Here is a 26,182-nt window from a genome sequence, read left to right on the forward strand (position 1 = left end):
GTCCCATTACCGCAGCGAGGAAGATTGGTCAAGGATTGCGCTTGCCATGTCGTGAGATCGCGTCTATAGTTGGTAGTTGCGCTCGCTTCTCCCTGCCCTCATATGGTGGTCGGCATCTCGTGAGCTTCTGAGCGCACTCCACCTGACGACAAAGGAATCGAGAAGCCCTGCGGGGCTCACGGAGGTTATTCCCTTGGCTGCTGCTCCCAACGCATCCACATCCACCACCACCAAGAACGGACGCGGAGCTTCCCGTCTCTCGTTCGCCAAGATCTCCGACACGCTGACGGTCCCGGACCTTCTCGCCCTGCAGACCGAGTCCTTCGGTTGGCTGGTCGGCAACGACGCCTGGAAGGCGCGCGTGGCCGAGGCCAAGGCCGCCGGTCGCACCGACGTGAACGAGAACAGCGGTCTGGGCGAGATCTTCGAGGAGATCTCCCCGATCGAGGACCTCGGCGAGACGATGCAGCTGTCGTTCACGAACCCGTACCTCGAGCCCGAGAAGTACTCCATCGAGGAGTGCAAGGAGCGCGGCAAGACGTACGCGGCCCCGCTCTACGTCGAGGCCGAGTTCATGAACCACCTCACGGGTGAGATCAAGACTCAGACGGTCTTCATGGGCGACTTCCCGCTGCAGACCGACAAGGGCACGTTCATCATCAACGGCTCCGAGCGCGTCGTCGTCTCGCAGCTCGTGCGCTCGCCGGGTGTCTACTTCGACAAGACCCCCGACAAGACGTCCGACAAGGACATCGTGTCGGCGCGCGTCATTCCGAGCCGCGGCGCGTGGCTCGAGTTCGAGATCGACAAGCGCGACCAGGTCGGCGTCCGCGTCGACCGCAAGCGCAAGCAGTCCGTCACGGTCTTCCTCAAGGCGCTGGGCATGACCAGCGAGGAGATCCTCGCGGAGTTCGCCGGCTACACCTCGATCGAGGAGACGCTCGCGAAGGACACCATCGTCACCAAGGAAGACGCGCTGCGCGACATCTACCGCAAGCTGCGTCCGGGCGAGCAGGTCGCCGCCGAGGCCGCCCGCGCGCTGCTCGACAACTTCTACTTCAACCCGAAGCGCTACGACCTCGCCAAGGTCGGCCGGTACAAGATCAACCACAAGCTGGGTCTCGACACCCCGCTGACGGAGTCGGTGCTGACGGTGCAGGACATCGTCGCCACCATCAAGTACCTCGTGCGTCTGCACGCGGGCACCGAGGAGACCTTCGAGGGCATCCGCGGCGGCAAGAAGACCGAGATCCGTCTCGCGACCGACGACATCGACAACTTCGGCAACCGTCGCATCCGCGCGGTCGGCGAGCTGATCCAGAACCAGGTCCGCACCGGTCTGTCCCGCATGGAGCGCGTCGTCCGCGAGCGTATGACCACGCAGGACATCGAGGCCATCACGCCGCAGACCCTGATCAACGTGCGTCCCGTCGTCGCCGCGATCAAGGAGTTCTTCGGAACCTCGCAGCTGTCGCAGTTCATGGACCAGAACAACCCGCTCGCGGGTCTGACCAACAAGCGTCGTCTGTCGGCTCTGGGCCCCGGTGGTCTGAGCCGCGACCGCGCCGGCGTCGAGGTCCGTGACGTCCACCCCTCGCACTACGGCCGCATGTGCCCGATCGAGACCCCGGAAGGCCCGAACATCGGCCTGATCGGTGCGCTCGCGACCTTCGCGCGCATCAACTCGTTCGGCTTCATCGAGACCCCGTACCGCAAGGTCGTCGACGGTGTCGTGACCGACCAGATCGACTACCTGACCGCCTCCGAGGAGGTCGACTACAACATCGCGCAGGCCAACGCGCCGCTCGATGCGAAGGGTCGCTTCCGCGAGAGCCACGTGCTCGCGCGCCCGAAGGGCGGCAGCGGTGAGGTCGACCTGTTCCTCCCGGAGGAGATCGGCTACATCGACGTCTCGCCGCGCCAGATGGTGTCGGTCGCGACCTCGCTCGTGCCCTTCCTCGAGCACGACGACGCGCAGCGCGCGCTCATGGGCGCCAACATGCAGCGTCAGGCCGTGCCGCTGCTCCGCAGCGACTCGCCTCTCGTCGGAACCGGTATGGAGGGCTACACCGCCATCGACGCCGGTGACGTGATCACCGCCGAGAAGGCCGGTGTCGTCTCCGAGGTCTCCGCGGACCGCGTCGTGGTCATGCTCGACGAGGGCGGCACGCAGGAGTACCACCTGCGCAAGTTCGACCGCTCGAACCAGGGCACCTCCTACAACCAGAAGGTCGTCGTCAACGCCGGTGAGCGCGTCGAGGTCGGAGAGGTCATCGCCGATGGCCCCGCCACCGAGAACGGCGAGCTGGCCCTCGGAAAGAACCTCCTCGTCGCGTTCATGACGTGGGAGGGCTACAACTTCGAGGACGCCATCATCCTGAGCCAGGACCTGGTGAAGGACGACACCCTCTCCTCGATCCACATCGAGGAGTACGAGGTCGACGCCCGCGACACGAAGCTCGGCAAGGAGGAGATCACCCGTGACCTCCCCAACGTCAGCCCGGAGCTGCTGAAGGACCTCGACGAGCGCGGCATCATCCGCATCGGCGCCGAGGTCCGCCCCGGCGACATCCTCGTCGGCAAGGTCACGCCGAAGGGCGAGACCGAGCTGTCGGCCGAGGAGCGCCTGCTCCGCGCGATCTTCAACGAGAAGAGCCGCGAGGTCCGCGACACGTCCCTGAAGGTGCCGCACGGCGAGCAGGGCACGATCATCGCGGTCAAGGAGTTCAACGCCGAGGACGGCGACGACGAGCTCGGCTCCGGCGTCAACCGCCGCGTCGTGGTCTACATCGCCCAGAAGCGCAAGATCACCGAGGGTGACAAGCTCGCCGGCCGCCACGGCAACAAGGGTGTCATCGCGAAGATCCTCCCCATCGAGGACATGCCGTTCCTCTCGGACGGCACGCCGGTCGACATCGTCCTCAACCCGCTCGGCATCCCGGGCCGAATGAACTTCGGCCAGGTGCTCGAGACCCACCTCGGGTGGATCGCGAAGCAGGGCTGGAAGGTCGAGGGCACCCCGGAGTGGGCCGCTAAGCTGCCGCAGCAGGCCTTCGAGGCCGCGCCCGGCACCAAGGTCGCCACCCCGGTGTTCGACGGTGCCAGCGAGGAGGAGATCTCCGGTCTGCTCGACTCGACGCTCCCGACCCGTGACGGCCTGCGCCTGATCGACTCGAGCGGCAAGACGCAGCTGTTCGACGGCCGCTCCGGCGAGCCGTTCCCGGCGCCGATCTCCGTGGGCTACATGTACATCCTGAAGCTCCACCACCTGGTGGACGACAAGATCCACGCCCGCTCCACCGGTCCGTACTCGATGATCACCCAGCAGCCGCTCGGTGGTAAGGCGCAGTTCGGTGGACAGCGCTTCGGTGAGATGGAGGTGTGGGCCCTCGAGGCCTACGGTGCGGCGTACGCCCTCCAGGAGCTCCTCACGATCAAGTCCGACGACATCCTCGGCCGCGTCAAGGTGTACGAGGCGATCGTCAAGGGCGAGAACATCCAGGAGCCCGGCATCCCCGAGTCGTTCAAGGTGCTCATGAAGGAGATGCAGTCGCTCTGCCTGAACGTCGAGGTCCTCTCGGCCGACGGCACGCTGGTCAACCTCCGCGACACCGACGACGAGGCGTTCCGCGCCGCAGAGGAACTCGGTATCAACATCTCCAGCCGCTTCGAGGCCGCCTCGATCGACGAGATCTAACCCTTCGACGGGCTCAGGGACCCAGGTTCCTGGGATCAGGACCCACCGGGTCGCTGAGCCCGTCGAAGCCCAGACTTCTCAAAAAGAATTTCCGACACAGGAGAACTAGTGCTCGAGTCCACAACTTTCGATGAGCTTCGCATCGGCCTGGCGACCGCAGACCACATCCGCGCGTGGTCCTACGGCGAGGTCAAGAAGCCCGAAACCATCAACTACCGCACCCTCAAGCCGGAGAAGGACGGTCTCTTCGGAGAGCAGATCTTCGGCCCGTCCCGTGACTGGGAGTGCGCCTGCGGCAAGTACAAGCGCGTCCGCTTCAAGGGCATCGTCTGCGAGCGCTGCGGCGTGGAGGTCACCAAGAGCTCCGTCCGTCGTGAGCGCATGGGTCACATCGAGCTCGCCGCTCCCGTCACCCACATCTGGTACTTCAAGGGCGTGCCCTCGCGCCTCGGCTACCTGCTGGACATGGCGCCGAAGGACCTCGAGAAGGTCATCTACTTCGCCGCGTACATGGTCATCTCGGTCGACGAGGATGCCCGTCACCGCGACCTGGGCACCCAGGAGAACAACATCCGTCTCGAGCTGAAGACGCTCGGCGACCGCCGCGACTCGAAGATCGCGGAGCGCCTGGCGAAGCTGGAGGAGGAGCTCGCGGCCCTCGAGGCCGAGGGTGCCAAGGCCGACGCCAAGAAGAAGGTCAAGGACGCCGCCGAGAAGGAGATGTCGCTCATCCGCAAGGGTGCCGACGAGGCGATCCTGAAGCTGGAGCGCGTGTGGGAGGACTTCCGCACGCTCGAGGTCGGTGCCCTGCGTCCGGAGGACGACGTCTTCCACGAGCTGCAGGACCGCTTCGGCCAGTACTTCGAGGCCTACATGGGTGCCGAGGCGATCCAGCGTCGCCTGGCCGCTTTCGACCTGGCCGCCGAGGCCGAGAACCTGCGTCTGCAGATCTCGGAGGGCAAGGGCCAGCGCAAGATCCGTGCGATCAAGCGCCTCAAGGTCGTCAGCTCGTTCCTCGAGACCGGCATGAGCCCGGCCGCGATGGTTCTCGACGTCGTCCCGGTCATCCCGCCGGAGCTGCGTCCGATGGTCCAGCTCGACGGTGGCCGCTTCGCGACCTCCGACCTGAACGACCTGTACCGCCGCGTGATCAACCGCAACAACCGTCTCCGTCGCCTGATCGACCTCGGTGCCCCCGAGATCATCGTCAACAACGAGAAGCGGATGCTGCAGGAGGCCGTCGACGCCCTGTTCGACAACGGCCGCCGCGGTCGCCCCGTCACCGGTACCGGCAACCGCGCCCTGAAGTCCCTGAGCGACATGCTCAAGGGAAAGCAGGGTCGCTTCCGCCAGAACCTGCTCGGCAAGCGCGTCGACTACTCGGGCCGTTCGGTCATCGTCGTCGGCCCGCAGCTGAAGCTGCACCAGTGCGGTCTGCCCAAGCAGATGGCGCTCGAGCTCTTCAAGCCGTTCGTCATCAAGCGCCTGATCGACCTCGGTCACTCGCAGAACATCAAGGCCGCGAAGCGCGCCGTCGAGCGCACCCGTCCCGAGGTCTGGGACGTGCTCGAGGAGATCATCCGCGAGCGTCCGGTGCTGCTGAACCGTGCACCCACCCTGCACCGTCTCGGCATCCAGGCGTTCGAGCCGCAGCTCGTCGAGGGCAAGGCCATCCAGCTGCACCCGCTCGTCTGCGCGGCGTTCAACGCCGACTTCGACGGTGACCAGATGGCCGTGCACCTGCCGCTGTCGGTCGAGGCTCAGGCCGAGGCCCGCGTGCTCATGCTCGCGTCGAACAACATCCTGAAGCCGTCGGACGGCCGTCCGGTGACCCTGCCCTCGCAGGACATGATCATCGGTCTGCACCACCTGACGACGGTCAAGGCCGGCGCCAAGGGCGAGGGTCGTGCGTTCGGCTCCGTCGGCGAGGCACAGCTCGCGTACGACGAGGGCACGCTCGACCTGCAGGCGAAGGTCCGCATCCGCATCCCGGGTCTGGCCTTCCTCGAGGGCGAGGCTCCCGAGGGCTACGAGAAGCACGGCCTGGTCGACGCTTCGCTGGGTCAGGCGATCTTCAACGACGCGCTCCCGAAGGGCTACCCCTTCGTGCGCGAGCAGGCCGACAAGGGCAAGCTGTCGCAGATCGTCAACAAGCTGGCCGAGGAGTACCCCAAGGTCGAGACGGCCGCCACGCTGGACCGCATCAAGGACGCCGGTTTCTACTGGGCGACCCGTTCGGGTGTGACCGTCGCGCTGAGCGACATCCTCACCCCGCCGAACAAGGCGGAGATCGTCGCGGGCTACGAGAAGCAGGCCGCGAAGGTCCAGTCCCAGTACGAGAAGGGCCTCACGACCGACGCCGAGCGTCGTCAGGAGCTCATCAAGATCTGGACCGAGGCGACCGACGAGGTGCAGGCCGCGATGAAGGCGCACTTCCCGGAGGACAACACCATCAACCGCATGGTGTCCTCCGGCGCCCGTGGTAACTGGCTGCAGATCCGGAACATCGCCGGTATGCGTGGTCTGGTGAACAACCCCAAGGGTGAGATCATCCCGCGTCCGATCATCTCCTCGTACCGCGAGGGTCTGTCGGTGGCGGAGTACTTCATCGCGACGCACGGTACCCGTAAGGGTCTGGCCGACACCGCTCTGCGTACCGCCGACTCGGGTTACCTGACCCGTCGTCTGGTGGACGTCTCGCAGGACGTCATCATCCGCGAAGAGGACTGCGGCACGTCGAAGGGCCTCGAGCTCCCGATCGCCGCTCCGAACTCGCAGGGTGAGCTGGTGCGCGACGCGAACGTCGAGAACTCGGTGTTCGCCCGCACGCTGGCCTCCGACGTGGTGAGCGAGTCGGGCGAGGTTCTCGCTTCGGCCGGCGACGACGTGGGCGACGTGCTCATCGACAAGCTCGTCGGACTCGGTGTCGAGACCATCAAGGTCCGTTCGGTCCTGACGTGCGACTCCGCCGTCGGTGTGTGCGCGCAGTGCTACGGCCGTTCGCTCGCGACCGGCAAGACCGTCGACATCGGCGAGGCCGTCGGCATCATCGCGGCCCAGTCGATCGGTGAGCCCGGTACCCAGCTGACGATGCGTACCTTCCACACCGGAGGTTCGGCGTCGGCGGATGACATCACGCAGGGTCTGCCCCGTGTGCAGGAGCTGTTCGAGGCGCGTACCCCCAAGGGTGCGTCGCCGATCGCGGAGGCCGACGGCCGCATCACGATCGACGAGACCGAGAAGGCCAAGAAGGTCATCCTGACGCCCGACAACGGCGACGAGCCCGTCGTCTACCCGGTGCTGAAGCGTGCCACCCTCCTCGTCGAGGACGGCCAGCACGTCTCGGTCGGTCAGCCCCTGCAGGTCGGCACGCTCGACCCCAAGGAGGTCATGCGCGTCATGGGTGCCCGTGAGGTGCAGAAGTACCTCGTCGGCGGCGTCCAGGGCGTCTACCGCTCGCAGGGTGTGCCGATCCACGACAAGCACATCGAGGTCATCGTCCGTCAGATGCTCCGCAAGGTCACCGTCGTCGATCACGCCGACACGACCCTGCTGCCGGGTGAGATGGTCGACCTGAAGCGCTACCAGCAGATCAACCGCGAGGCCGTGGCCGAGGGCAAGCGCCCCGCGTCCGGTCGCCCGGAGCTGATGGGTATCACGAAGGCGTCGCTCGCGACCGAGTCGTGGCTGTCCGCTGCGTCCTTCCAGGAGACGACCCGCGTGCTCACGCAGGCCGCCATGGAGGGCAAGCGCGACCCGCTGGTCGGTCTCAAGGAGAACGTCATCATCGGAAAGCTCATCCCTGCCGGAACCGGTCTCTCGAAGTACCGCGACGTCACGGTCGAGGCCACCGAGGAAGCCAAGAGCGAGCGCTACCCGAACCGGATCTTCGCATCCGACGGTGCGTACGCGGACGGCGACTTCGGCTACGTCGACTTCGACGCGTTCTCGACGGACGACATCACCCCCGGTACCTACAACTGAGGTGTGAGTGAGTGAACGAAGGCCCCGGGGTTCTCCCCGGGGCCTTCGTCGTCCCTCGGCCCGTTCGGGTGTGCACAACTTCGGAGATACCGGGACGGCAGGCCGCCGTCGGCTGCTCGTGACGGCATGGAGGCCCAGGTCTCCTGAGTTATGCACACGGTTCGGCGCTGCTTCGGGGCGCGGGCGGCGCGGTAGGGTCGGCGAGTGAGCACTGAGACTTCCCCCGGCGGCGCGGCCGTCGTCATCGGAGACGCCCTGATCGACGAGATCCGGGATGACAGCGGCGTCCGTGAGTTCGTCGGTGGAGCGGCCCTGAACGTGGCGGTCGGGCTGCGCCGGCTCGGCATCCCCACGACCCTCATCGCGATGGTGGGGGAGGATGTCGCGGGCGCGCACATCCGCGAGTACCTGGCCGATCACGGCGTGCGGCTGATCGCGAGCGTGGCGCCGCACGGGTCGTCGCGGGCCGTCGTGACCCGGGCCGCGAACGGCGAGCCGAGTTACGTCTTCAATCGCGCGGCCCAGGAGCGGACCATCCGGTACTCGGACGAGGCGAGGGCCGCCATCGGCGACGCGGACATCGTCGCCGTGAGCTGCTTCCCCTTCGATGCCCCCGAGGAGGTCGACGCCCTCGCGGCCGCAGTGGAGGACGCGCGGCTGGCGATCGACCCGAACCCGCGCACCGGCATGCTGTCCGACCGCGAGGAGTTCGTCCGCGGCTTCGAGCGGCTGGCTTCGAGGGCCGAGCTGGTGAAGGTCGGTGCCGACGACGCTGCCGTGCTCTACGACGGCGACCTCGACGCCCTGCGCGCGCGGCTCCGGAGCCTCGGAGTCACCGCTGTGCTCGCGACGGCCGGGGCAGACGGCGCGGTGCTCGAGTCGGACGGCGGGTCGGTCTCGGCTCCCATCTCGGCGCTCCCTGGTCGCGTGGTCGACACAGTGGGGGCTGGGGATGCGACTCTCGCCGCCGTCGCCGCCGGGCTGGTGGACGGCGGCCCGAAGGCGGCCGAGGAGTGGACGGCCCTGCTCACGCGCGCGATGGACGTGGCCGCCGCGACCTGCCGCGCCGAGGGCGGGCTGCTGCGCACACCGGAGTCGCTGGCCGTCGCCGACCGCGGCGTGTACGGGAGCTGACGCCTCGATTTCTCGCGCCCGCATCCGGCAGGTATGATTGTTCTTCGTGCCCCCGGTTGGCTGTTCAAGTCGGACGGGTGCGCTCTGGCGAGTTACCCAAGTGGCCAAAGGGATCTGACTGTAAATCAGCCGTCTTCGACTTCGGGGGTTCGAATCCCTCACTCGCCACCACGGAAGCCCCCGCTCGCGGGGGCTTCTCGCGTTCCCGGCCTCACCTCCGCGCCGAGTTCCTAGACTGGAGCGATGCGACCTCTCACCGAAGCCGACGTCCGGGCCTCGTTCGTGAACGCGGACGCCGACGAGCTGCGCGTCATGGAGATGCCGCACGACTTCCTCCTCGTGGACTGGGACTACCTCGACTTCTTCGCCTGGCGCGACCCGAGTGCCGGCAAGCGCGGCTACGTCCTGATCCCGCACGAGGGGCGCGTGGTCGGCGTGGTGCTGCGGGCGTCGGAACCAGGGCGCGGGCGCTCCGGCATGTGTAACATCTGCCACACGATGCAGCCGGGCAACCAGGTGGCGTTGTTCGCCGCCCGGCGCACGGGGGAGGCGGGGGAGCGCGGCGACTCGGTCGGCACCTACATCTGCGCCGACCTGTCCTGCCACGAGAACGTGCGCCTGGCGCATCCGCTCGCACCGAACGAGATCCGGGCGGCGGGACAGGTCGACTTCCGCCTCGACGGCACCCGGCGGCGGATGGAGCGGTTCGTCGCTCGCGTCTGGGACGGCTCCTGAGCGCGGCTAGCCTGGAGGCATCCGCCTGTGCTCGAAGGAGAAGCCATGAGTGATGCCGTCCTGTTCGCCGTCGACGAGGGGATGGCGCGGCTGACGCTGAACCGTCCGACCCGCCTCAACGCCTTCAACGCCGATCTGGCGTACGCCTGGCGGGATGCGACGGTCGAGGCGACGTCGCGCGACGACGTGCAGGCCATCCTCATCGACGCGGCGGGACCGGCGTTCTGCGCGGGCGGCGACGTGATCGACATGGCGATGACCATGGGGTCGTCCGGGGCGGAGATCACCGCGCTGGCCGAGGTCATCAACACCGGGATCCGCGCGCTCACGGAGTCGAGCGTGCCCGTGGTCGCCGCCGCGCACGGGGCGACGGCCGGCGGTGGACTCGGCATCCTGCTCGCCACGGACTACGCCGTGGTGGGCTCGCGGTCGCAGCTCGGGAGCCTGTACGCGAACATCGGCCTCACGCCCGACCTCTCCGTGTCGGCGCAGCTCGCGCGGGCCGTCGGCCAGCGCCGCGCCCTCCAGCTGGTGCTGCAGGACCGGCTGCTCACCGCCGCGGAGGCCCTCGACTGGGGGCTGGTGGCCGAGGTCGTGGAAGGCGAGGACAGCAGGACGGAAGCCGACCGGGTCCGTGCGCGGGCCGAGGAGGTCGCGCGGTTCTGGCTCGCCGGGGCCGCCGACGCGTACGGACAGGCCAAGCGGCTGGTGCGGTCGCAGCCGGAGCGCACGTTCGCCGAGCAGTTGAGCGAGGAGGCCCGGTCCATCGGCGCCGCCCTGGAGACCCCGGACGCGCAGGCGCGGGTCGCGGCCTTCGCTGAGGCATCCGCGAAGAAGGCCGGCTGACCCCTCCTCCCCAGAGCGCGGTCGCTTCCCGATCTCCCGCGCGCCTGAGGGAAGCCGGAACAAGCGGGCCTGCGCGTGGCAGGATGAAGGCATCGCCGCTCGACGAGAGGATCCCCATGTCCCATCCGGACACCGCACGGCTGCAGCCGCAGGGTGACAAGAAGAACATGTCGCTGCTCATCAGGGGGTCGCTGTGGGTCGCCATCGGCGCCCTCATCGCCGCCGCACTGGTCTGCGTCGTGTGGGTCCTGGTCGGTGATCAGAACGGCCTCATCGGTCGTGCCTTCCTCACGATCCTCCTGCTCGCCGCCTTCGCCGGAATCGCCATCCTCGAGGCGGGCCTCGCGCCGAACCGGCCGGACTGGCTCCAGCTCGCCAGCATGGTCACCTGGGTCGTCGCGCTCCTCGTCGGCCTTGTGAAGATCTGGCTTCCGGAAGACGGCCTCTATTTCGGCGCGGAACGGTTCTTCCAGCTGCTGCTCGTGATCGGGATCCTTCAGCTCGCACTGCTCCACGTGCGGCTGTTCACCCGTGCCGCGCAGCGACACGTCACGACCTTCACGAAGGTGATCCACATCGTGACGATCGTCTTCCTCGGTGCCCTCGTCGCGCTGCTGGTGTTCTTCCTCGCGTTCCCGAACACCTTCGACTACACCGAGCTGTACTGGCGCATCGTCGTCGCCCTCACGATCCTCGTCGCCGTCGGCACCACGCTGATTCCGCTGCTGAACGCCCTGTTCGCGCCGAAGAAGGCTCCCGCCGCCCGTCCCGTCGCTTCCGCCCCGTCCTGGCCGACCTACGCCGATGGGATCACGCCACTCCCGGTCCTCCCGGACGGCAGCCCGGACTGGAACGCCTACTACACGGGGTACCCCTCGACGGCCCCTCCGGCACTGGGTCAGGCGCCCGCCACGGCGTTCCCCGTGGCGACGCCGCCCCTCGCGCCGACGACTCCGGCCCTTCCCGACTTCGGCGCTCCTCCCGCTCCGGGACCCGTGCCGCCCGCGCCTGACCGACCCGCTCCGCCGCAGCCGGCGTCGGCACCCGCTCAGTCGGCGCCTCCGCAGCCGGCCCCGCCGCAGCCCGCGTCGCCCGCCCAGGGTGAGCCCCCGGCCTTCCCGCCGCCGCCGCCCGCCCCCTCGCACCCGGCGCCGTGATCGACGCTCTCGAGCTCAGCGCCCTGGCGGCCGAGATCGCCGAGGAGGCGGGAGCTCTCGCTCGGACCCGTCGACGGGAGGGCGTACGCCTCGCCGCGACAAAGTCGACGCTCGCCGACATCGTCACGGACGCCGACCGCGAAGTCGAGGAGCTGATCCGCGAGCGCCTGCGCGCGGCGCGACCGGCGGACGGCTTCCTCGGTGAGGAGTCGGGCGCGGCCACCGGCGACAGCGGGATCACCTGGGTGGTCGACCCCATCGACGGCACGGTGAACTACGCCTACGGCATCCCGGCGTACAACGTGAGCATCGCAGCCGTCAGCGGTCCGCCGGAGCCGGACGAGTGGGAGGCGCTGGCCGCGGCCGTGCACGCACCCGCCGTGGGGGAGACCTTCACGGCTGCTCGCGGCCACGGGGCCTGGTCGGACGGCGTCCGGCTCGCGGTCACCGAGGTGACCGACGCCGGCGCGCTCCTGGCGACCGGATTCGGCTACGACCCGACGACCCACGACGGCGACCTCGCGACGGTCCGGCGGGTGATGCCGATCGCCCGTGACCTCCGTCGTATGGGGTCGGCGGCCCTGGATCTGGCCTATGTGGCGGCCGGCCGACTGGACGGATATTTCGAGCGCGGGCTCAAGCCGTGGGACCATGCCGCGGGCGCGCTGCTCGTCCAGGAGGCGGGTGGCCGGGCCAGCCGGATCGATCGGGAATCGCCGCGGCCTTTCCTGATCGCGGGCGGCGTGACCCTGCACGACCGACTCCGCGCTATCCTCGATGAGGAAAAACCCTGACCGATCCATGGCATTCACAGGTCGATCGGGGTAGTGTTTACCCGATCGTTACTTTCACCACCCGAAGGTGAGAGTTGTCATTGCGCCCCCGAGCATCACGAACGACCGAGAGATTAGCTTTGCCCTTCGAGAACCCCCAGGCTGCGGCTGCGCCCACGCGCCGGTCCAGCCGCCCTCGCACTGCGGCCTCCGAGGCCTCGGCGAGCGGGTCGACGGCACCCCTCGCTGACGCGGAGACCGTGATCGCCCTCGCTGCTGTCATCCCGCTCTCCCGTCGCGCCGCGCGTCAGCGTCAGGCCGACGTCCCTCCGGTGCCCGCCGCGCCGGAGGAGCCCTTCATTGCGGCGGCTCCCGCGCCTGCCATCGCCGATGTCCCCGCGGTGCCCGTCGTCGCGGAGATCGTCGAGAAGGCCGAGGACACCGTTCCGGTCGAGGACATCGCCCCGGCGTCGGAGCCCTTCGTCGCCGAAGCCGACGCCGAGGGTGACGCCTTCGAGCGCGCCTCCCGCGCCTTCCGCACCACCGGCTCCATCCCGACGTCGTCGGCGTCCCGCCGTTCGGCCTTCGCCCCGAATGCCGCGTCGCAGACCGCGCCGAAGATCGACACCGCAGGCCTCGCGGCCGTCGGTCCTCGCCGCACGCGCAGCATCCGCAAGGCCCTCACTGCCGGTGCCACCGTCGGAGCCATGGGCCTCGCCGGCCTCCTGGCCGTGTCCATGACGCTTCCTGCGGAGGCGGTCGCCGCCGCCCAGGGCGGCTCCCTCGCCTCGACCTCCCTCGTCACCGCAGCGGCTGCTGACGCAGCAGGCTCGGCGGACGACGAGATCCAGGCCTTCGTCGCGCCATCCGGCGTGCAGAACGAGCCGCTCTCGCGCGCCGACAACTTCAGCACCGTCTCGCTCGTCGAGGTCGCCGCGGAGCAGGGCATCAACTACTCCGGCGAGATCTTCACGAACGACCCGGATGCCGCCATCCAGTGGCCGTTCCTCGTCGGCGTCGGCATGAGCTACGGCTACGGCATGCGCAGCGGCCGCCTCCACGAGGGCATCGACTTCGTGCCGGGCAACGGTGCGCCCATCCAGGCCATCGCCGACGGAACCGTCCGCATCGCGACCGAGCAGGGTGCCGCCTACGGTGTCACGGTCTACATCGACCACGTCATCGACGGCTCCGTCATCACGAGCCACTACTCGCACATGCAGTACGGCTCGCTGCAGGTCAAGGCGGGCGACAAGGTCAAGGTGGGCGACATCGTGGGCAAGACCGGCAACACCGGCCGCTCCTACGGCGCGCACCTGCACTTCGAGCTCATCGTGAACGGGACGACCATCGACCCGATGCCGTGGCTCAAGAAGAACGCCGGACGCACGTCTCTCACCTCGGAGGAGTGACCGTCTCGATTTCATGAGGACGCCACAGTGATGGTATTCTCGTGTGGTTGCCCCGCGAGGGGCAGCACGCCCCGATAGCTCAGTGGCAGAGCACTTCCATGGTAAGGAAGGGGTCGTCAGTTCAATCCTGACTCGGGGCTCGGAGTTCGCATCTGCGATGCGGATGCCGTGCGGCAGGGTAGCTCAGTTGGTGAGAGCGCACGACTCATAATCGTGAGGTCGCGGGTTCAAGCCCCGCTCCTGCTACAGAATGAAACCCCCGGAACCTTCCGGGGGTTTTGTCGTCTCCGACCTCAGTGCCGGGATACCGTCCTCACCCTGCGCGGAGCGTCCTAGAGTGTGTGACGCGTCGGCCTCCCAGCCGGCCACCGAGATGGCGGGCATCGAGGGACGAGGTCTGCCGTGTCTGCGCCCGATCGCCGTGCGAGCATCGTGTTCCGGGACGCCCGGCGCGCCCTGGAGGAAGCCGTCGCGGACGGGCGCGGTCATTCCCTCGGGCTCGAAACGCTCGCGCCGCACGAGTCCTGGGACCTGCTGGTCGCCGAAGGGTACGGGCGCGCGTTGCTGACCGGCGCCCTCGCCGGGGCACTCGCCGGGCTGCTGCGACACGGCGTGACCGTCGCCGACGTGCTGAGCTGTCCTGCGGTCCCTCTCGGGGTCGAGCTCGGGACGAGATCCCTCCGGCTCGTCATGGGGTGGCTCGCGGACGGCGTGGCCGAGATGGACGATGCCGTCGTGTCGCGGACGATGGTGGCGGGCGTCGCCGACGATCTCGTCGGTGCCTCCGACGCGGCCCTGGCCGTCGGCGATGCGCACCGGGTGGCCGTGCTGGTCTTCGCGATCGCGGCCGTCGGCACGCACGCCGTCTGGCGTGCGGTGTGATCCGGGCGGTCAGCGCTGCGGGGCGAAGGTGTCGGGTGCGGAAGCCCCGACCCGACCACGGATGAAGATCATCAGCACGAGACCCGCGACGATCACGACGATGTTGCCGAGCCCCGCGACCACGGTGAGCCCGCCCTCGGCGGGGTGCAGAGTCTGCAGGAAGATACTCGGATCGGTGCTGGCGTGCAGGAGGATCGGGGCGATGATCGTCCCGGTGACCCGGAGCGCGAGGTACATGCAGATGCCGAACGCGAACGTGTACACGAGCTGGAACAGCGTCGGGAGCAGATCCTGCCCCGTCAGGAGATTCCCCGCATGCAGAGCGGCGAAGATCGCCGCGGAGACCACCGCGACGACCAGTTCGCGTGCGCCGGCGTCCCGCATCATCTTCACGACGAGGCCGCGCGTGAGCACCTCTTCCGCGAAGCCGATGGCGAGTCCCGCGAGCAGCCAGGTCGCGACAACATCACGTCCGACGCTGCCGTCCTCGATCGTGAGGAAACGGAGGACGTTGAACAGCAGGACCGCGATGATCGCGATCCACATCCACCCCGCTCCCCGGATGGGCTGGGGCCCGAACACGGGTCGCCACCACCCGAGCGAGGCGATGAACGCGACCAGCAGGAGGCCCCCGACGAGGATCGGCAGGACGTCGTAGACGAGGACGCCGGCTGCACTCGCCGGATCGTCGACCTGCGCGGCCAGCGGGAGGAGGGCCAGCGAGAGCAGCTGATAGAGCCCGTAGTACACGGCCGCGAGCAGGAGGGCGCGCCACCAGCCTCCGCGATCCCAGAAGCGCTGCCAGGCGGAACGGTGCGGTGCGGCGTCGATCACGGGTGCTCCTCGAGAAGGGAGGGAGAGGGGGGCGAACAGCTCCAGTCTGGTGGCTCCGCCCCCGGCGAGTGGGCGTGCGGCGGCGACACGCCGTGTCAACCCCCTCGGCCGCGTCGGCGCCCCCGCGCAGACTGGCCGTCCGGATCCCCAACATCAGGAGGCGCCATGTCCGACACGTCGAACAGCCAGGACAACCAGGAGGAGATCGAGGCCATCGGCGTCGACCCCGACTTCGTCACCACCGATCACGACCCCGAGCCTGACGACCTTCCCGCGACGGGCGGTGGGGAGGACGACGACGACGTCGACGTCGCCGACCTCCCCTAGCGCGGGCTACCTGCCCGTGGACGCCGAGCCGGTCTCTTCCGGCTCGGCGTCCGCGCGTCCGGCATCGACGCGTCCGGCGGTGCGGAGCTCGGCCTCGAGGCGCTCGGCCTCCTCGCCGCTGATCGCCTCGCCGCGCGCGACGAGACCCGCCTGATCCGACAGCGGGATCTGCTTGAGGAACAGCGACAGGATGAGCGCGAGCGCGATGAAGGGCACGAGGTACCAGAACACCGGGGCGAGGGCGTCCGCATATGCCGTGACGATGCCGTCGCGGACCTCGTCCGGCAGGCTGTTCAGCGTGGCGGGGTCGATCGTGGACGCGGCTTCGGAGGCGGACTCGGGGGACGCCCCGGCGCCGGCGAACACGCCGAGCAGGTTCTCCGTCAGACGTGTGGTGAAGATCGTGCCGAACACCGCCGTCCCCAGCGAGGCGCCGACCTCGCGGAAGTAGTTGTTCGTGCTCGTGGCGGTGCCGATCTCGCCCGCCGGGACGGCGTTCTGCACGACGAGCACGACGACCTGCATGATGAGGCCGAGCCCGGCGCCGAAGACGAACAGGAATGCGCAGATCAGCCAGATCGGCGTCTCCGCCGACAATGTGGTCATGGCGACCATCGCGATACCGGTGATGATCGTTCCCAGGATCGGATAGATCTTGTACTTCCCGGTCTTCGAGATCGCGAGGCCGGAGAAGATCGAGGTCCCCATGAGGCCGACCATCATCGGGATCATCAGCAGCCCGGAGGCGGCGGCGGAGGTGCCGGACGACATCTGCAGGAACGTCGGGACGAAGCCGATCGCCGCGAACATGCCGATGCCGAGGACGAGGCCGATCGCCGTGGCGTTCACGAAGATCGGGTTGCGGAAGAGGCTGAGCGGGATGATCGGGTCCTGCACCCGGGACTCGGTGATGACGAACGCCGTCGCCGACACCACGAGCCCGGCGCCCCAGGCCCAGGTCGCGAGCGAGTCCCAGCCGAACGCGGCGTCGCCGCCGAAGTCGGTGAAGAAGATGAGGCAGGTCGTGGCGGCGGACAGGAAGAGCACGCCGAGGATGTCGATCGGCTTCTCCGCCTTCTTGCTGGGGAGCTTCAGCGCCACGAGGGCGATGAGGAACGCGGCGATGCCGACCGGGATGTTGATGTAGAACGCCCACTGCCAGGTCATGTGATCGACGAAGAAACCGCCGAGGAGCGGTCCGGCGACGGCGGAGAGGCCGAACACCGCGCCGAGCGGACCCATGTACTTGCCGCGCTCGTTGGCGGGCACGATGTCGGCGATGATCGCCTGCGACAGGATCATGAGCCCGCCGCCGCCGAGACCCTGGAGGGCACGGAAGACGACGAACATCCAGAAGTCCGTCGCGAACGCGCAGCCCACCGAGGCCAGTGTGAACAGGGCGATGGCGACGAGGAAGAGCGACCGTCGTCCCAGCACGTCGCCGAACTTGCCGTAGATGGGCATGACGATGGTGGTGGCGAGCAGGTAGGCGGTGGTGATCCAGACCTGATGGTCGACGCCGCCGAGCTGGCCGACGATCGTGGGCATCGCCGTCGACACGATGGTCTGGTCGAGGCTCGCGAGCAGCATGCCCGCGATCAGGGCGCTGAAGATGATCCAGATGCGGCGCTTCGTGAGGAGGAAGGGCGCATCCGCGGTGGCGGTGGCGGACATCAGTGGGCTTTCTGTGAAGGGGAGTAGAGATCGCGCGCGAGGCGCAGTCGGCGGGCGATGAGGTCGGCGAACGGCTCGGTGGAGTGGTGATGCAGCAGCTGCTCCATGCAGAGGCGGACGAGCGCGCCGACGGAGTGGACGAGCACCTCGGCGCGGAGCTCCGCGTCGGTGGCACCGCCGATGCGGCGCGCGACGAGGGCGATGTCGCGGCGCTCGTGCTTCTCCTGCTGCTCGAACGCCGCGCGTAGCAGCCGCGGCTCCTGCTCGATGACGGCGAACAGCTCGGCGGCGTGCTCGATCGGATCGAAGAGGGCGAAGCGCTCGACGGTGAGCTGCACGAAGTCGTCCAGGAGATCGCCGTCGCCCTCGAGGAAGACCGCTTCGAGCTCCTCCTGGCGGGAGTCGATCACGGCGAACCCGAAGACGGCGTTCTCCTTGCTCTCGAAGTAGTTGAAGAACGTGCGCCGGGAGACTCCGGCATCGGCGCACAGCTCCTCGACCGTGAAGCCGGCGAAGCCCCGCTCGGCCGTCAGGCGGCGCGCGGCCTCGGTGAGTGCCCGCGTGGTCCGCCGCTTGCGTTGCTCCCTCGTGGATTCTGCACTGTTCTCCATAGAGTGCAACTTTGCACTCTGAACCTTGGAGTGCACTGAAAGTTGCCGCCGAGGAAGGCGCGGAGATTCGTTCCGAGAAGTTTGTGACATTCTGTGCTCCTCGACCGTCTTAGTGGTGTCGTGAGAACACGGCCCGCGCGGAAACCGCGTGGACACACGGATGAAGGAGCTCGAGATGGCGAACGTGACTGGGGGCACCCAGCCCAAGGCTCAGGTCGTCCCGGCGTCGCAGGGGGCGGCGGGGAAGACGACGATCGAGGATGCGGTGGTCGCGAAGATCGCCGGCATCGCGGCGCGGGAGGTCGACGGCGTCTACGCGCTCGGCGGTGGCGCCGCGCGCATGATGGGTGCGATCCGCGACGCCCTCAACACGACCGACCTCGCGCAGGGGATCAGCGTCGAGGTCGGCGAGACGCAGGTGGCCGTCGACGTGACGATCGTGGCGGAGTACCCGGTGTCCCTGCAGAAGGTGGCCGACCAGGTGCGGGCCGCGATCCACCGGGCCATGGTGGAGCTGGTGGGCATGGACGTCGCCGAGGTGAACGTGACCGTCAACGACGTGCACATCCCCTCGGAGGACGACGACGAGGCTCCGGAGGCGCGGGTCCAGTGAACGCCTCGGTGATCGGCGGAGCTGCGGCGACGGTGCTCGCGCTGACCTGGATCGTCTGGGGGTTCTGGGCGTTCCTGCTCGTCACCCTCGCGATGCTCGTCGGCGCCGTCGTCGGCCGCATCGTCGACGGTCGCCTGGACGTGCGGGCGCTCGCCGACGTGGTGCGCGGGCGGCGATCGTCCTCATGAGCGTGGCACAGACGGACGGGCCGACGACCGTGGCGGGGGCCACGGTCGTCGAAGCCCGCGCGTTGCACCGGCTCGCTCTGGGGATCGTCCGCGATGCCGCTCGGGTCGGTACCGACGACGTGAGCGTTCAGCTGGCGGACCGTCGCGGCGACCTGCGGGTGTCCGTGGAGGTTCCGGTCGTGCTGAGCCGTCAGGGCACCGATCCCGTGAGTGCACGGGCGGACGCCGTCCGCGACGCCGTCGTACAGGGGATGCGCGACCTGGCAGCGCGTCACGTGGGAGCGGTGGACGTGCGCTTCGCCGGCGTCCGACGCGAGACGGAGAGGAGAGTGGCATGACGACGAACACCGCGACACCCCGGCGGCTCCTCCGCCGAGAGGCGAGGGCGACGCGTCGCGGCCCTGCGATCGCGCTCGCCGTGGTGCTGACCCTGGTCCTCGCCGTGTTGCTGGTCGGGGTGGCGGCGTGGGCCCTCGACGAGGGGTTCCGCACGCAGGCCGCCGCCTGGTTCGCGCCCGTCCCGGCGCTCCTGCAGATGCCGTCGGCCGTGATCGCGGTCGGGGTCGTGCTTCTCCTCCTGGCGTTGCTCCTCTTCGCGCTCGCTGTGCTTCCGGGCCGGCGTGCGCGCCGCACACGTCTCGACACGCGGGCAGCGCTCGTGATCGACGACGGTGTGCTCGCCGACGCCATCGCGGACGGGGTCGCACGCCGGATCGGGGTGCCGCGCGGGCAGGTGGGCGTGACCGTGGCCCGACGCGCGGCGCTGATCCGGGTCACTCCGACGAGTGGGGTGCCGGTGGATGCGGCTGCCGCCGAGGAGGCAGCGGCCCGAATGCTGGACGAGGTCGGCTTCCGGCTCTCGCCGCGGGTGCAGGTGGAACGGGAAGGAGTGATCGCATGACGTCGGCAGGGACGGCGGCGAACCGCGCGGTCCTCCTCGGGGGAGCGGCAGTGCTTCTGAGCGGGGGCGTCGTCCTCCTCGCCGGGGGGCTGCGGGGCACGGGCATGCTCCCGCCACCCTTCGAGGAGGTGCTCGCGCAGGCGGACGGCCTCGTGGCGTGGTCGGGGGCATGGGGCCTCGACATCCCCGGTGCGGGCTTCGTGCCGCTGTGGGCGATCGTGGGGATCGCCGCTGCGGCACTGCTCGTGGTCCTGCTCGTGGCTTTCCTGTTCACCCGCCGGCCGCGGCGGGAGCACACCCTCCTCCGCCTCGTCGGCGGAGGAGGAACGACCACCGTCGACCGGAGCGTGGCGGAGGAGCTGCTCGCGGCGCCGCTCGCCGATCGGGCGGACGTGCTCGCGGCCCGGCTGACGAGCCGGAGAGTCGGGCGAGGGATCGCTCTCGGCCTCGTGGTGACCCCGCGCCCCGGTGCGGCTCTGGGCGGGCTGCTCGCGGCCGTCGATGACGTGGTGCAGGAGTGGGACGCCCTCACCGGTACCCGCATGCCGCTCGTCGTGCACGTCGCCGACCGCGGGTGGCGGGAACTCTTCCGGTCGCGGCAGCGGATGCGTCGTTCGCTCGCGACGGGACGGACCGCGGCGCCGGAGGGCCGGAACGCCGCACGGACATCGACCCCGACCGTCGGGGTCGTGTGAGGAAAGGAGACGCCATGAGCGCGGAGAACAAGATCAAGGCCGCAGCCGAGAAGGTGGCGGGCAAGGCCAAGGAGGTCGTCGGCGAGGTCACCGACAACGACAAGCTCGTCGCCGAGGGCAAGGCCGAGCAGGCCAAGGGCGATGTCAGGAACGCGGCCGAGGATGTCAAGGACACGTTCACCAAGTGACGGAGGGGGAGGAGACGCCCGTGCGGGCGTCTCCTCCGCCTGCGCGCATCGGGTCGTCACGATCCGACGCGGCGCGGGCTCCGAACGCCCGGGGAACCGTGAACGAGGGGTGGGGGAATGGCAGCCGACCGCTGGGGTGAGGCGCTGGAGCAAGCTGGGGACCGCATCGTCGCCGGCCGTGCGATGGATGGGGACGTCGCCGCATTCGCGGTGCTCGTGCGCAGGTACACGCCGATGATGAGGGCCTACACGCACAGGATGCTGAACGCATCGGCGGAGGTCGACGACATCGTGCAGGATGCGTTCGTGACCGCGTGGCAGCGGTTCGGTGAGCTGGAGGACCCCGCCAAGGTGAAGAGCTGGCTCATGCGGATCGTGAGTCGCAAAGCGGTGGACCGGCTGCGGCAGACGCGGCCGGCCCTCGACGTGGACGAGATCGACCGGCCCGCGCCGCCGCAGGCGTCGCCCGCCGCGGTCGTCGAAGCGCGAGCGGGTGTCGCGGCCCTCGGTGCCGCTCTGCGCGAGCTCCCCGAGGCCCAGCGCGAGTGCTGGGTGCTGCGGGAGCTGGGCGGCTACAGCTACGACGAGATCGCCGAGGAGCTCGGCATCCCCGTCAGCACGGTGCGCGGACTGCTGTCCCGCGCGCGACGATTCCTGATCACACGGATGGAGGCGTGGCGATGACCGATCACCACGAGGACGACCAGCTGCGCCGCCTCGGTCTCGAGCCCGCCGACCTGGACGGGCACACGATCGAGGACCTCAGCGATTACCTGGACGCCGGACGCACCCCGCGGAACCCCGCGATCGAGGAGTCTCCGGGATGCCAGCTCGCGCTCGACGCCCTGGAGAGGCTGCGCGGCCTCGGCAGCGAGCTGATGGATGACGACGCGGCCTCTGCCGCGCCGGTGGACGAGAGCTGGGTGGACCGGATCCTCAGCGGCATCGCGATGGATGCCCAGGCAGGACGCCGTATCCCGTTCGCCTCCGACGATCCGGCCGTGGAGCTGGCGATCACCGAGGGTGCCGTGCGCGGACTGGTCCGTGCCGCGGAGGAGGCCGTCCCCGGGGTTCTGGTCGGCCGGTGCCGACTGGACGGCGACGTGACCGAGCCCGGAGCGCCGGTGCGGGTGATGATCGACGCGAGCGTGCGCCTCGGCGACCCTCTCCGCAGCGTCGCCGACCGGCTGCGCGCCGAGGTGGATGTCCGGCTGCGTCGTCACACCGAGCTGCAGGTCATGGCGATCGACGTCGCGATCACCGACGTCAGGGAGGGGGCATGATGGCCGACGCCGAGCTGACGAAGGAGGAGCGCGCGGATCTCGCGATCCGGATCGAGACCGCCCTGCGCGCCTGCTCGGGGGTGCGCGGTGTGTACCGCTCCGGATCGCTCGTCTCGAACCTCGTGCGTGCGGGGGCGGCCGCCTGGGGCGTCGAGCGCGGTGCCGACCCGATCGTGTCCGTCACCGCGGCGCCGGAGGGCGTGGCGGTCGAGGCCGCGATCGGGGTCGACGGGCGGGTGAGCAGCGTCGCGACCCTGCGGCACGCCCGCGAGACCGTGGATGCCGTGCTGCACGTGGACGGCCTGCGGCGCGACAGGCTCACGCTGACCGTCGCCTATGTGCAGAGCGCCGGGGAGCCGGTGCCGGGGGAGCGCCGCCGCCCGTGACGGCGGCCGGCGGCGCTCCTCACCTCACACCAGGGCGCGGAGGCCTTCGACGAGCGGTGTCGTCGGGCGGCCGATGAGGCGGCGGAGCGTGCCGTCGGTGTCTGCCAGTGCGCCGTCGCGGATACCGGCGTCGAGGGCCACGACGAAGCCGGCGGTGCCCTCATCGAGCCCGGCGGCGCGCAGCGCGGCGAGCTGCTCGTCCGCGGAGAGCGGGAGGAAGGCGACCTCGCGGCCGGTGACCTCGGTCATCGCGGCGGCAAGGTCGGCGTAGGTCCACGCGACGTCTCCGCCGAGCTCGTAGACGGCGCCGATGTGTCCATCCTCCGTGGCCACGGCCGCGGCGGCCTCGGCGTAGTCCTTCCGGCTGGCGGAGGCGACGCGGCCGTCTCCGGTGCCGGCGCTGAGGGCGCCGGTCTCGGCGGCGCGGGCGAGGTCCGCGGCGTAGTTCTCGGTGTACCAGTTGTTGCGGAGGATCACCGCGGGGAGGCCTGCGGCCGCGATGAGCTCCTCGGTGGCCTTGTGCTCGGGAGCCAGGACGAGGGTGCTCGTGGTGGCCTTCGGCGCGCTCGTGTAGATGAACTTCGACACGCCGGCGTCCTTCGCGGCGTCGATCACCGCCCGATGCTGCGCGACGCGCTGGCCCACCTCGGAGCCCGAGACGAGCACGGCGGTGTCCACGCCGTCGAGCGCCGCGGCGACCGATTCCGGGTCGGTGTAGTCGAGACGGACGACGGGCACGCCGAGGTCGGCACCCTGGCGAGGTCGCGGGCGCCGGCGCGGATCGCCTGCGGCTCGACACCGCGCTCCAGGAGGGCGGCGACGATGAGGCGGCCGAGGTGACCGGTCGAACCGGTGACGAGGATGGTCATGGGAGTCCTTTCGTAGCTGACTCCCCGGACAACCCCGATAGCCGTCGTGAGCATTCCTTTCAGCAGGTACCCACTTTTCGGTAAGGTACCCACATGACGGTGAGTTTTGCGCAGATCCGCGATTCTCAGCCGGCCCTCTTCGATCAGGGGTGCGGCACGCGCGTCGTCCTGGACCACATCATGAGCAAGTGGGGCGTTCTGGTTCTCTCATGTCTCTCCGACGGCACCCACCGCTGGGGAGAGCTGCGCCGACAGGTGGACGGCATCAGCGAGAAGATGCTCGCCTCCACCCTGCGCACGCTCACCGACGACGGCCTGGTGCACCGGGAATCGCTGCCGACGGTGCCGCCGCACGTCGAGTACAGCCTCACGCCGCTGGGGCGCGACCTGATGGAGCGGATGCTGCCCCTGATGGAGTGGGTGGCGGCGCACGCCGACGGAATGCTCGCTCGCGACTGACCCACGGAATCCTTCGCATATCCCCACACGACGCGTGGAATCCGTCGCCGAAACAAAAGGATTGACGGGATACCGCGGCCCGCCGTACTGTTCTGAGCATGGCAACGACGCCCATCCACCTTGAACGACCCGACGGCAAGGGCCTGGCTGCAGGCACCCTCGGCCTGTGGGGATCCACCGTCATCGGTCTGGCCTCCACGGCCCCCGTCTACTCGCTCGTCGCGACGCTCGGCTTCGTCGTGCTCGCGGTGGGCGCCCAAGCACCGATCGCCTTCATCATCGCCTTCGTGCCGATGCTGCTGATCGCCTTCGCCTACCGGGAGCTCAACAACGCCGTCCCCGACTGCGGCACCACCTTCACCTGGGGCACCAAGGCCTTCGGCCCCTGGGTGGGATGGATGGGCGGCTGGGGCGTCGCGGTCGCCGGCATGGTCGTGCTCGCGAACCTGGCGCAGATCGCCTCCGTCTACTTCTGGTCGCTGATCGGACAGGACCTCGAGAACAACGACTGGCGGGTCGTCGTCGTGGCCGTGCTCTTCATCGCCGCCATGACCTGGGTGAGCTGGCGCGGCGTGGAGATCGGCGAGCGCATCCAGAACGTCCTCCTCGCGATCCAGTACCTCGCGCTGGCGATCTTCGTCGTCGCCGCCCTCTGGCAGTTCTTCACCGGCGACGCCCCCGACGCCACGCCGTTCGCGTGGGAGTGGCTGAACCCGTTCGGCTTCACCGACTGGTCGGGCTTCACGGAGGCCATCCTCCTGGCGCTCTTCATCTACTGGGGGTGGGACACCTGCCTCGCCCTCAACGAGGAGACCAAGGACCCGAAGCGCATTCCCGGCCGTGCCGCGGTGCTCACCTGCGTGATCCTCCTGGTGACGTACGTCGCCGTGACGATCGCCGCGATGATGTACGCCGGACTCGGCGAGGATGGCACGGGACTCGGCAACGAGGCCAACGCCGACGACTTCTTCCTCGCCATCAAGGACGGCCTGCTCGGCCCGTTCGGGTGGGTGCTCGTGGTCGCGGTCATCATCTCGGCGATCTCGTCCACCCAGACGACGATCCTCCCGACCGCCCGCGGCACGCTCGCGATGGGCGTGTACCGCGCGCTCCCCGCGAAGTTCAAGGACGTGCACCCCGTCTACAAGACGCCGTCGTTCTCGACGATCGTCATGGGCGTGGTGGCCTCTCTCTACTACGTGGGCATGACCCTCATCAGCGACAACATCCTCCAGGACTCGATCCTGTCGCTCGGACTCGCGATCGCGTTCTACTACGCGATCACCGGCTTCGCCTGCGTCTGGTACTTCCGCGCCGATCTGCGGCGCTCCGCTCGCGACCTGTTCTTCAAGGGGATCTTCCCGCTGGTCGGCGCCCTGCTGCTCACCGGGGCGTTCGTCCAGTCGGCGATCGACATGTGGGACGTCGACTACGGCTACACCGTGCTCTTCGGCATCGGCGGGACGTTCGTGATCGGCATCGGGTCGCTGGCGATCGGCCTGGTCCTGATGTTCCTCTGGTACCTCTTCCCGCGGTCGAAGCGGTTCTTCCGGGGCGAGAGCCTGAACCGGGAGACCCAGGTGATGGTTCCCGAGGAGCCGGGCGCGCTGATCCGATCGGTCGACGGCGGCATCTGACGCACGGGGTGCGCACGCGGCTGTCCTAGGCTGGCCTCGTGCGCATCCGGCTCGACATCGCCTACGACGGCACCCATTTCCGCGGGTGGGCCACGCAGCCCACGCTCCGCACGGTGCAGGGGACGCTGGAGGCGGCGCTCGCCCGGATCGTCGGCTCCGACGTGCGGTTCGTCGTCGCCGGGCGGACGGACGCCGGCGTGCATGCGAGCGGACAGGTCGCGCACGTGGATCTCGACGAGGCGCAGTGGGCGCGGATCGAGGCGCGCCACGGCCGCGCCGCCGAGGACCCGGCCGGCAGCATCGCGGCGCGGATGCGCGGGGTGCTCGGCGCCTACCCCGACGTGACGGTCACCCGCTCCTCTCTCGCCCCCGAGGGCTTCGACGCGCGATTCTCGGCCGTCTGGCGCCGCTACCGCTACCGGCTCGCCGACGACCTCGCCGGATACGACCCGCTGCGGCGGCTCGACACCACCACCATCCGGGGGCGGCTGGACGCGGAGGCGATGGACGCCGCGGCGCAGACGCTCATCGGCCTCCACGACTTCGCCGCCTACTGCAAACCCCGTGAGGAGGCCACGACCATCCGTACGCTGCTCGATTACCGGTGGCAGCGGGACGCGGACGGGGTGCTCGTCGCGGAGGTCAAGGCCGACGCGTTCTGCCACAGCATGGTGCGGGCCCTCGTCGGCGCCTGTGCGGCTGTGGGGGAGGGGCGCCTCAACGTCGGCGATCTCGTCGTGCTCCGCGATGCGCTCACGCGGACGAGTGAGTTCAAGGTCCTCGCCGCCCGCGGGCTGACCCTCACGGAGGTCGGCTACCCGGCAGAGGAGCTCCTGGCCACCAGAGCCGCCCAGACCAGGGCCCGACGCGACCGCGAGAGCGACTGATCGCCGGGAT

25 protein-coding genes, 3 tRNA genes and 1 pseudogene are annotated in these 26,182 nt (G+C 69.3%); 25 read left to right on the forward strand and 4 right to left on the reverse strand.

Going from position 1 to position 26,182, the window contains the following annotated elements; translation table 11 throughout:
* Nucleotides 1-193 precede the first annotated feature (193 nt).
* The 12 genes from rpoB (at nt 194) to AC3B5L_RS04100 (ending at nt 14,620) form a co-directional block, all read left to right on the forward strand.
* Nucleotides 194-3,697, forward strand: a complete 3,504-nt coding sequence (gene rpoB / locus AC3B5L_RS04045; protein WP_259952987.1) for a DNA-directed RNA polymerase subunit beta — start codon at nt 194-196, stop codon at nt 3,695-3,697.
* Between the two features lie 108 nt (nt 3,698-3,805).
* Nucleotides 3,806-7,681: a DNA-directed RNA polymerase subunit beta' gene (gene rpoC, locus AC3B5L_RS04050; RefSeq protein WP_187663361.1), complete on the forward strand. Its 3,876-nt coding sequence runs from the start codon at nt 3,806-3,808 to the stop codon at nt 7,679-7,681.
* A gap of 204 nt (nt 7,682-7,885) precedes the next feature.
* Nucleotides 7,886-8,815, forward strand: coding sequence for a PfkB family carbohydrate kinase (locus AC3B5L_RS04055; RefSeq protein WP_259952990.1), 930 nt, complete (start codon nt 7,886-7,888; stop codon nt 8,813-8,815).
* An 86-nt stretch (nt 8,816-8,901) separates the two neighbouring features.
* A tRNA-Tyr gene (locus tag AC3B5L_RS04060) sits at nt 8,902-8,986 on the forward strand.
* 72 nt (nt 8,987-9,058) lie between these two features.
* The gene (locus tag AC3B5L_RS04065) at nt 9,059-9,550 is read left to right on the forward strand and encodes an FBP domain-containing protein (protein ID WP_060922589.1); all 492 of its coding nucleotides are present in this window, start codon (nt 9,059-9,061) and stop codon (nt 9,548-9,550) included.
* 45 nt (nt 9,551-9,595) lie between these two features.
* Nucleotides 9,596-10,396: an enoyl-CoA hydratase/isomerase family protein gene (locus AC3B5L_RS04070; RefSeq protein ID WP_259952993.1), complete on the forward strand. Its 801-nt coding sequence runs from the start codon at nt 9,596-9,598 to the stop codon at nt 10,394-10,396.
* Between the two features lie 116 nt (nt 10,397-10,512).
* Nucleotides 10,513-11,553: a hypothetical protein gene (locus AC3B5L_RS04075; protein WP_259953085.1), complete on the forward strand. Its 1,041-nt coding sequence runs from the start codon at nt 10,513-10,515 to the stop codon at nt 11,551-11,553.
* Nucleotides 11,553-12,347 carry an inositol monophosphatase family protein gene (locus tag AC3B5L_RS04080; protein ID WP_259953082.1) on the forward strand — a complete coding sequence of 265 codons (795 nt, stop codon included), beginning with the start codon at nt 11,553-11,555 and terminating at the stop codon, nt 12,345-12,347. Before AC3B5L_RS04075 ends, AC3B5L_RS04080 begins: the two co-directional genes overlap by 1 nt.
* A 119-nt stretch (nt 12,348-12,466) precedes the next feature.
* Nucleotides 12,467-13,738 carry a M23 family metallopeptidase gene (locus AC3B5L_RS04085; RefSeq protein WP_187663365.1) on the forward strand — a complete coding sequence of 424 codons (1,272 nt, stop codon included), beginning with the start codon at nt 12,467-12,469 and terminating at the stop codon, nt 13,736-13,738.
* A 68-nt stretch (nt 13,739-13,806) separates the two neighbouring features.
* A tRNA-Thr gene (locus AC3B5L_RS04090) sits at nt 13,807-13,878 on the forward strand.
* A gap of 32 nt (nt 13,879-13,910) precedes the next feature.
* Nucleotides 13,911-13,984: transfer RNA gene (locus tag AC3B5L_RS04095), tRNA-Met, on the forward strand.
* Nucleotides 13,985-14,140: 156 nt separating this feature from the next.
* Nucleotides 14,141-14,620 (forward strand): hypothetical protein, encoded by a 480-nt coding sequence (locus AC3B5L_RS04100; RefSeq protein WP_259952996.1) that lies wholly within the window; start codon nt 14,141-14,143, stop codon nt 14,618-14,620.
* Nucleotides 14,621-14,629: 9 nt separating this feature from the next.
* Here AC3B5L_RS04100 and AC3B5L_RS04105 read toward each other — a convergent pair whose 3' ends face one another.
* Entirely contained in the window at nt 14,630-15,454 is an 825-nt protein-coding gene (locus tag AC3B5L_RS04105; RefSeq protein ID WP_259952997.1) for a CPBP family intramembrane glutamic endopeptidase, read from the reverse strand.
* A gap of 165 nt (nt 15,455-15,619) precedes the next feature.
* On the opposite strand from AC3B5L_RS04105, the gene AC3B5L_RS04110 reads away from it, so the two are divergent.
* The gene (locus AC3B5L_RS04110; protein ID WP_259952998.1) at nt 15,620-15,781 is read left to right on the forward strand and encodes a hypothetical protein; all 162 of its coding nucleotides are present in this window, start codon (nt 15,620-15,622) and stop codon (nt 15,779-15,781) included.
* A gap of 6 nt (nt 15,782-15,787) precedes the next feature.
* On the opposite strand, the gene AC3B5L_RS04115 is transcribed toward AC3B5L_RS04110, so the two are convergent.
* Together AC3B5L_RS04115 and AC3B5L_RS04120 are read right to left on the reverse strand one after the other, a co-directional pair.
* Entirely contained in the window at nt 15,788-17,455 is a 1,668-nt protein-coding gene (locus AC3B5L_RS04115) for an MDR family MFS transporter (protein ID WP_259952999.1), read from the reverse strand.
* Nucleotides 17,455-18,066: a TetR/AcrR family transcriptional regulator gene (locus AC3B5L_RS04120; protein ID WP_259953000.1), complete on the reverse strand. Its 612-nt coding sequence runs from the start codon at nt 18,064-18,066 to the stop codon at nt 17,455-17,457. The genes AC3B5L_RS04115 and AC3B5L_RS04120 overlap by 1 nt, the downstream gene beginning before the upstream one ends.
* Before the next feature lie 175 nt (nt 18,067-18,241).
* Here AC3B5L_RS04120 and AC3B5L_RS04125 point away from each other — a divergent pair, with 175 nt between their 5' ends.
* The 9 genes from AC3B5L_RS04125 (at nt 18,242) to AC3B5L_RS04165 (ending at nt 22,320) form a co-directional block, all read left to right on the forward strand.
* Entirely contained in the window at nt 18,242-18,679 is a 438-nt protein-coding gene (locus AC3B5L_RS04125) for an Asp23/Gls24 family envelope stress response protein (RefSeq protein ID WP_187663371.1), read from the forward strand.
* Nucleotides 18,676-18,867, forward strand: coding sequence for a DUF2273 domain-containing protein (locus AC3B5L_RS04130; RefSeq protein WP_025104398.1), 192 nt, complete (start codon nt 18,676-18,678; stop codon nt 18,865-18,867). Before AC3B5L_RS04125 ends, AC3B5L_RS04130 begins: the two co-directional genes overlap by 4 nt.
* Nucleotides 18,864-19,205 (forward strand): hypothetical protein, encoded by a 342-nt coding sequence (locus AC3B5L_RS04135; protein WP_259953001.1) that lies wholly within the window; start codon nt 18,864-18,866, stop codon nt 19,203-19,205. The genes AC3B5L_RS04130 and AC3B5L_RS04135 overlap by 4 nt, the downstream gene beginning before the upstream one ends.
* Complete coding sequence (locus AC3B5L_RS04140) at nt 19,202-19,768, forward strand: hypothetical protein (protein ID WP_490096221.1); 567 nt, start codon at nt 19,202-19,204, stop codon at nt 19,766-19,768. The genes AC3B5L_RS04135 and AC3B5L_RS04140 overlap by 4 nt, the downstream gene beginning before the upstream one ends.
* A complete protein-coding gene (locus tag AC3B5L_RS04145; RefSeq protein ID WP_259953003.1) occupies nt 19,765-20,463 on the forward strand; it encodes a hypothetical protein in 699 nt (232 codons plus the stop codon). The genes AC3B5L_RS04140 and AC3B5L_RS04145 overlap by 4 nt, the downstream gene beginning before the upstream one ends.
* Before the next feature lie 14 nt (nt 20,464-20,477).
* A complete protein-coding gene (locus AC3B5L_RS04150) occupies nt 20,478-20,651 on the forward strand; it encodes a CsbD family protein (RefSeq protein WP_187663375.1) in 174 nt (57 codons plus the stop codon).
* 117 nt (nt 20,652-20,768) lie between these two features.
* Nucleotides 20,769-21,335, forward strand: coding sequence for an RNA polymerase sigma factor (locus AC3B5L_RS04155; protein WP_259953005.1), 567 nt, complete (start codon nt 20,769-20,771; stop codon nt 21,333-21,335).
* The gene (locus AC3B5L_RS04160) at nt 21,332-21,934 is read left to right on the forward strand and encodes a hypothetical protein (protein WP_259953006.1); all 603 of its coding nucleotides are present in this window, start codon (nt 21,332-21,334) and stop codon (nt 21,932-21,934) included. Before AC3B5L_RS04155 ends, AC3B5L_RS04160 begins: the two co-directional genes overlap by 4 nt.
* On the forward strand, nt 21,931-22,320 hold the full coding sequence (locus tag AC3B5L_RS04165; protein ID WP_259953008.1) for a hypothetical protein: 390 nt from the start codon (nt 21,931-21,933) through the stop codon (nt 22,318-22,320). The genes AC3B5L_RS04160 and AC3B5L_RS04165 overlap by 4 nt, the downstream gene beginning before the upstream one ends.
* Before the next feature lie 24 nt (nt 22,321-22,344).
* Here the strand turns inward: AC3B5L_RS04165 and AC3B5L_RS04170 are convergent.
* Nucleotides 22,345-23,189, reverse strand: a pseudogene (locus AC3B5L_RS04170) (SDR family oxidoreductase).
* 93 nt (nt 23,190-23,282) lie between these two features.
* Here AC3B5L_RS04170 and AC3B5L_RS04175 point away from each other — a divergent pair.
* The 3 genes from AC3B5L_RS04175 (at nt 23,283) to truA (ending at nt 26,172) form a co-directional block, all read left to right on the forward strand.
* A complete protein-coding gene (locus AC3B5L_RS04175; RefSeq protein ID WP_187663379.1) occupies nt 23,283-23,648 on the forward strand; it encodes a winged helix-turn-helix transcriptional regulator in 366 nt (121 codons plus the stop codon).
* A gap of 98 nt (nt 23,649-23,746) precedes the next feature.
* A complete protein-coding gene (locus tag AC3B5L_RS04180) occupies nt 23,747-25,285 on the forward strand; it encodes an APC family permease (RefSeq protein WP_187663380.1) in 1,539 nt (512 codons plus the stop codon).
* A gap of 38 nt (nt 25,286-25,323) precedes the next feature.
* Nucleotides 25,324-26,172: a tRNA pseudouridine(38-40) synthase TruA gene (truA, locus tag AC3B5L_RS04185; RefSeq protein ID WP_490096222.1), complete on the forward strand. Its 849-nt coding sequence runs from the start codon at nt 25,324-25,326 to the stop codon at nt 26,170-26,172.
* The last annotated feature ends 10 nt before the right edge of the window (nt 26,173-26,182 follow it).

Source organism: Microbacterium sp. C-MGS6, assembly GCF_058140415.1.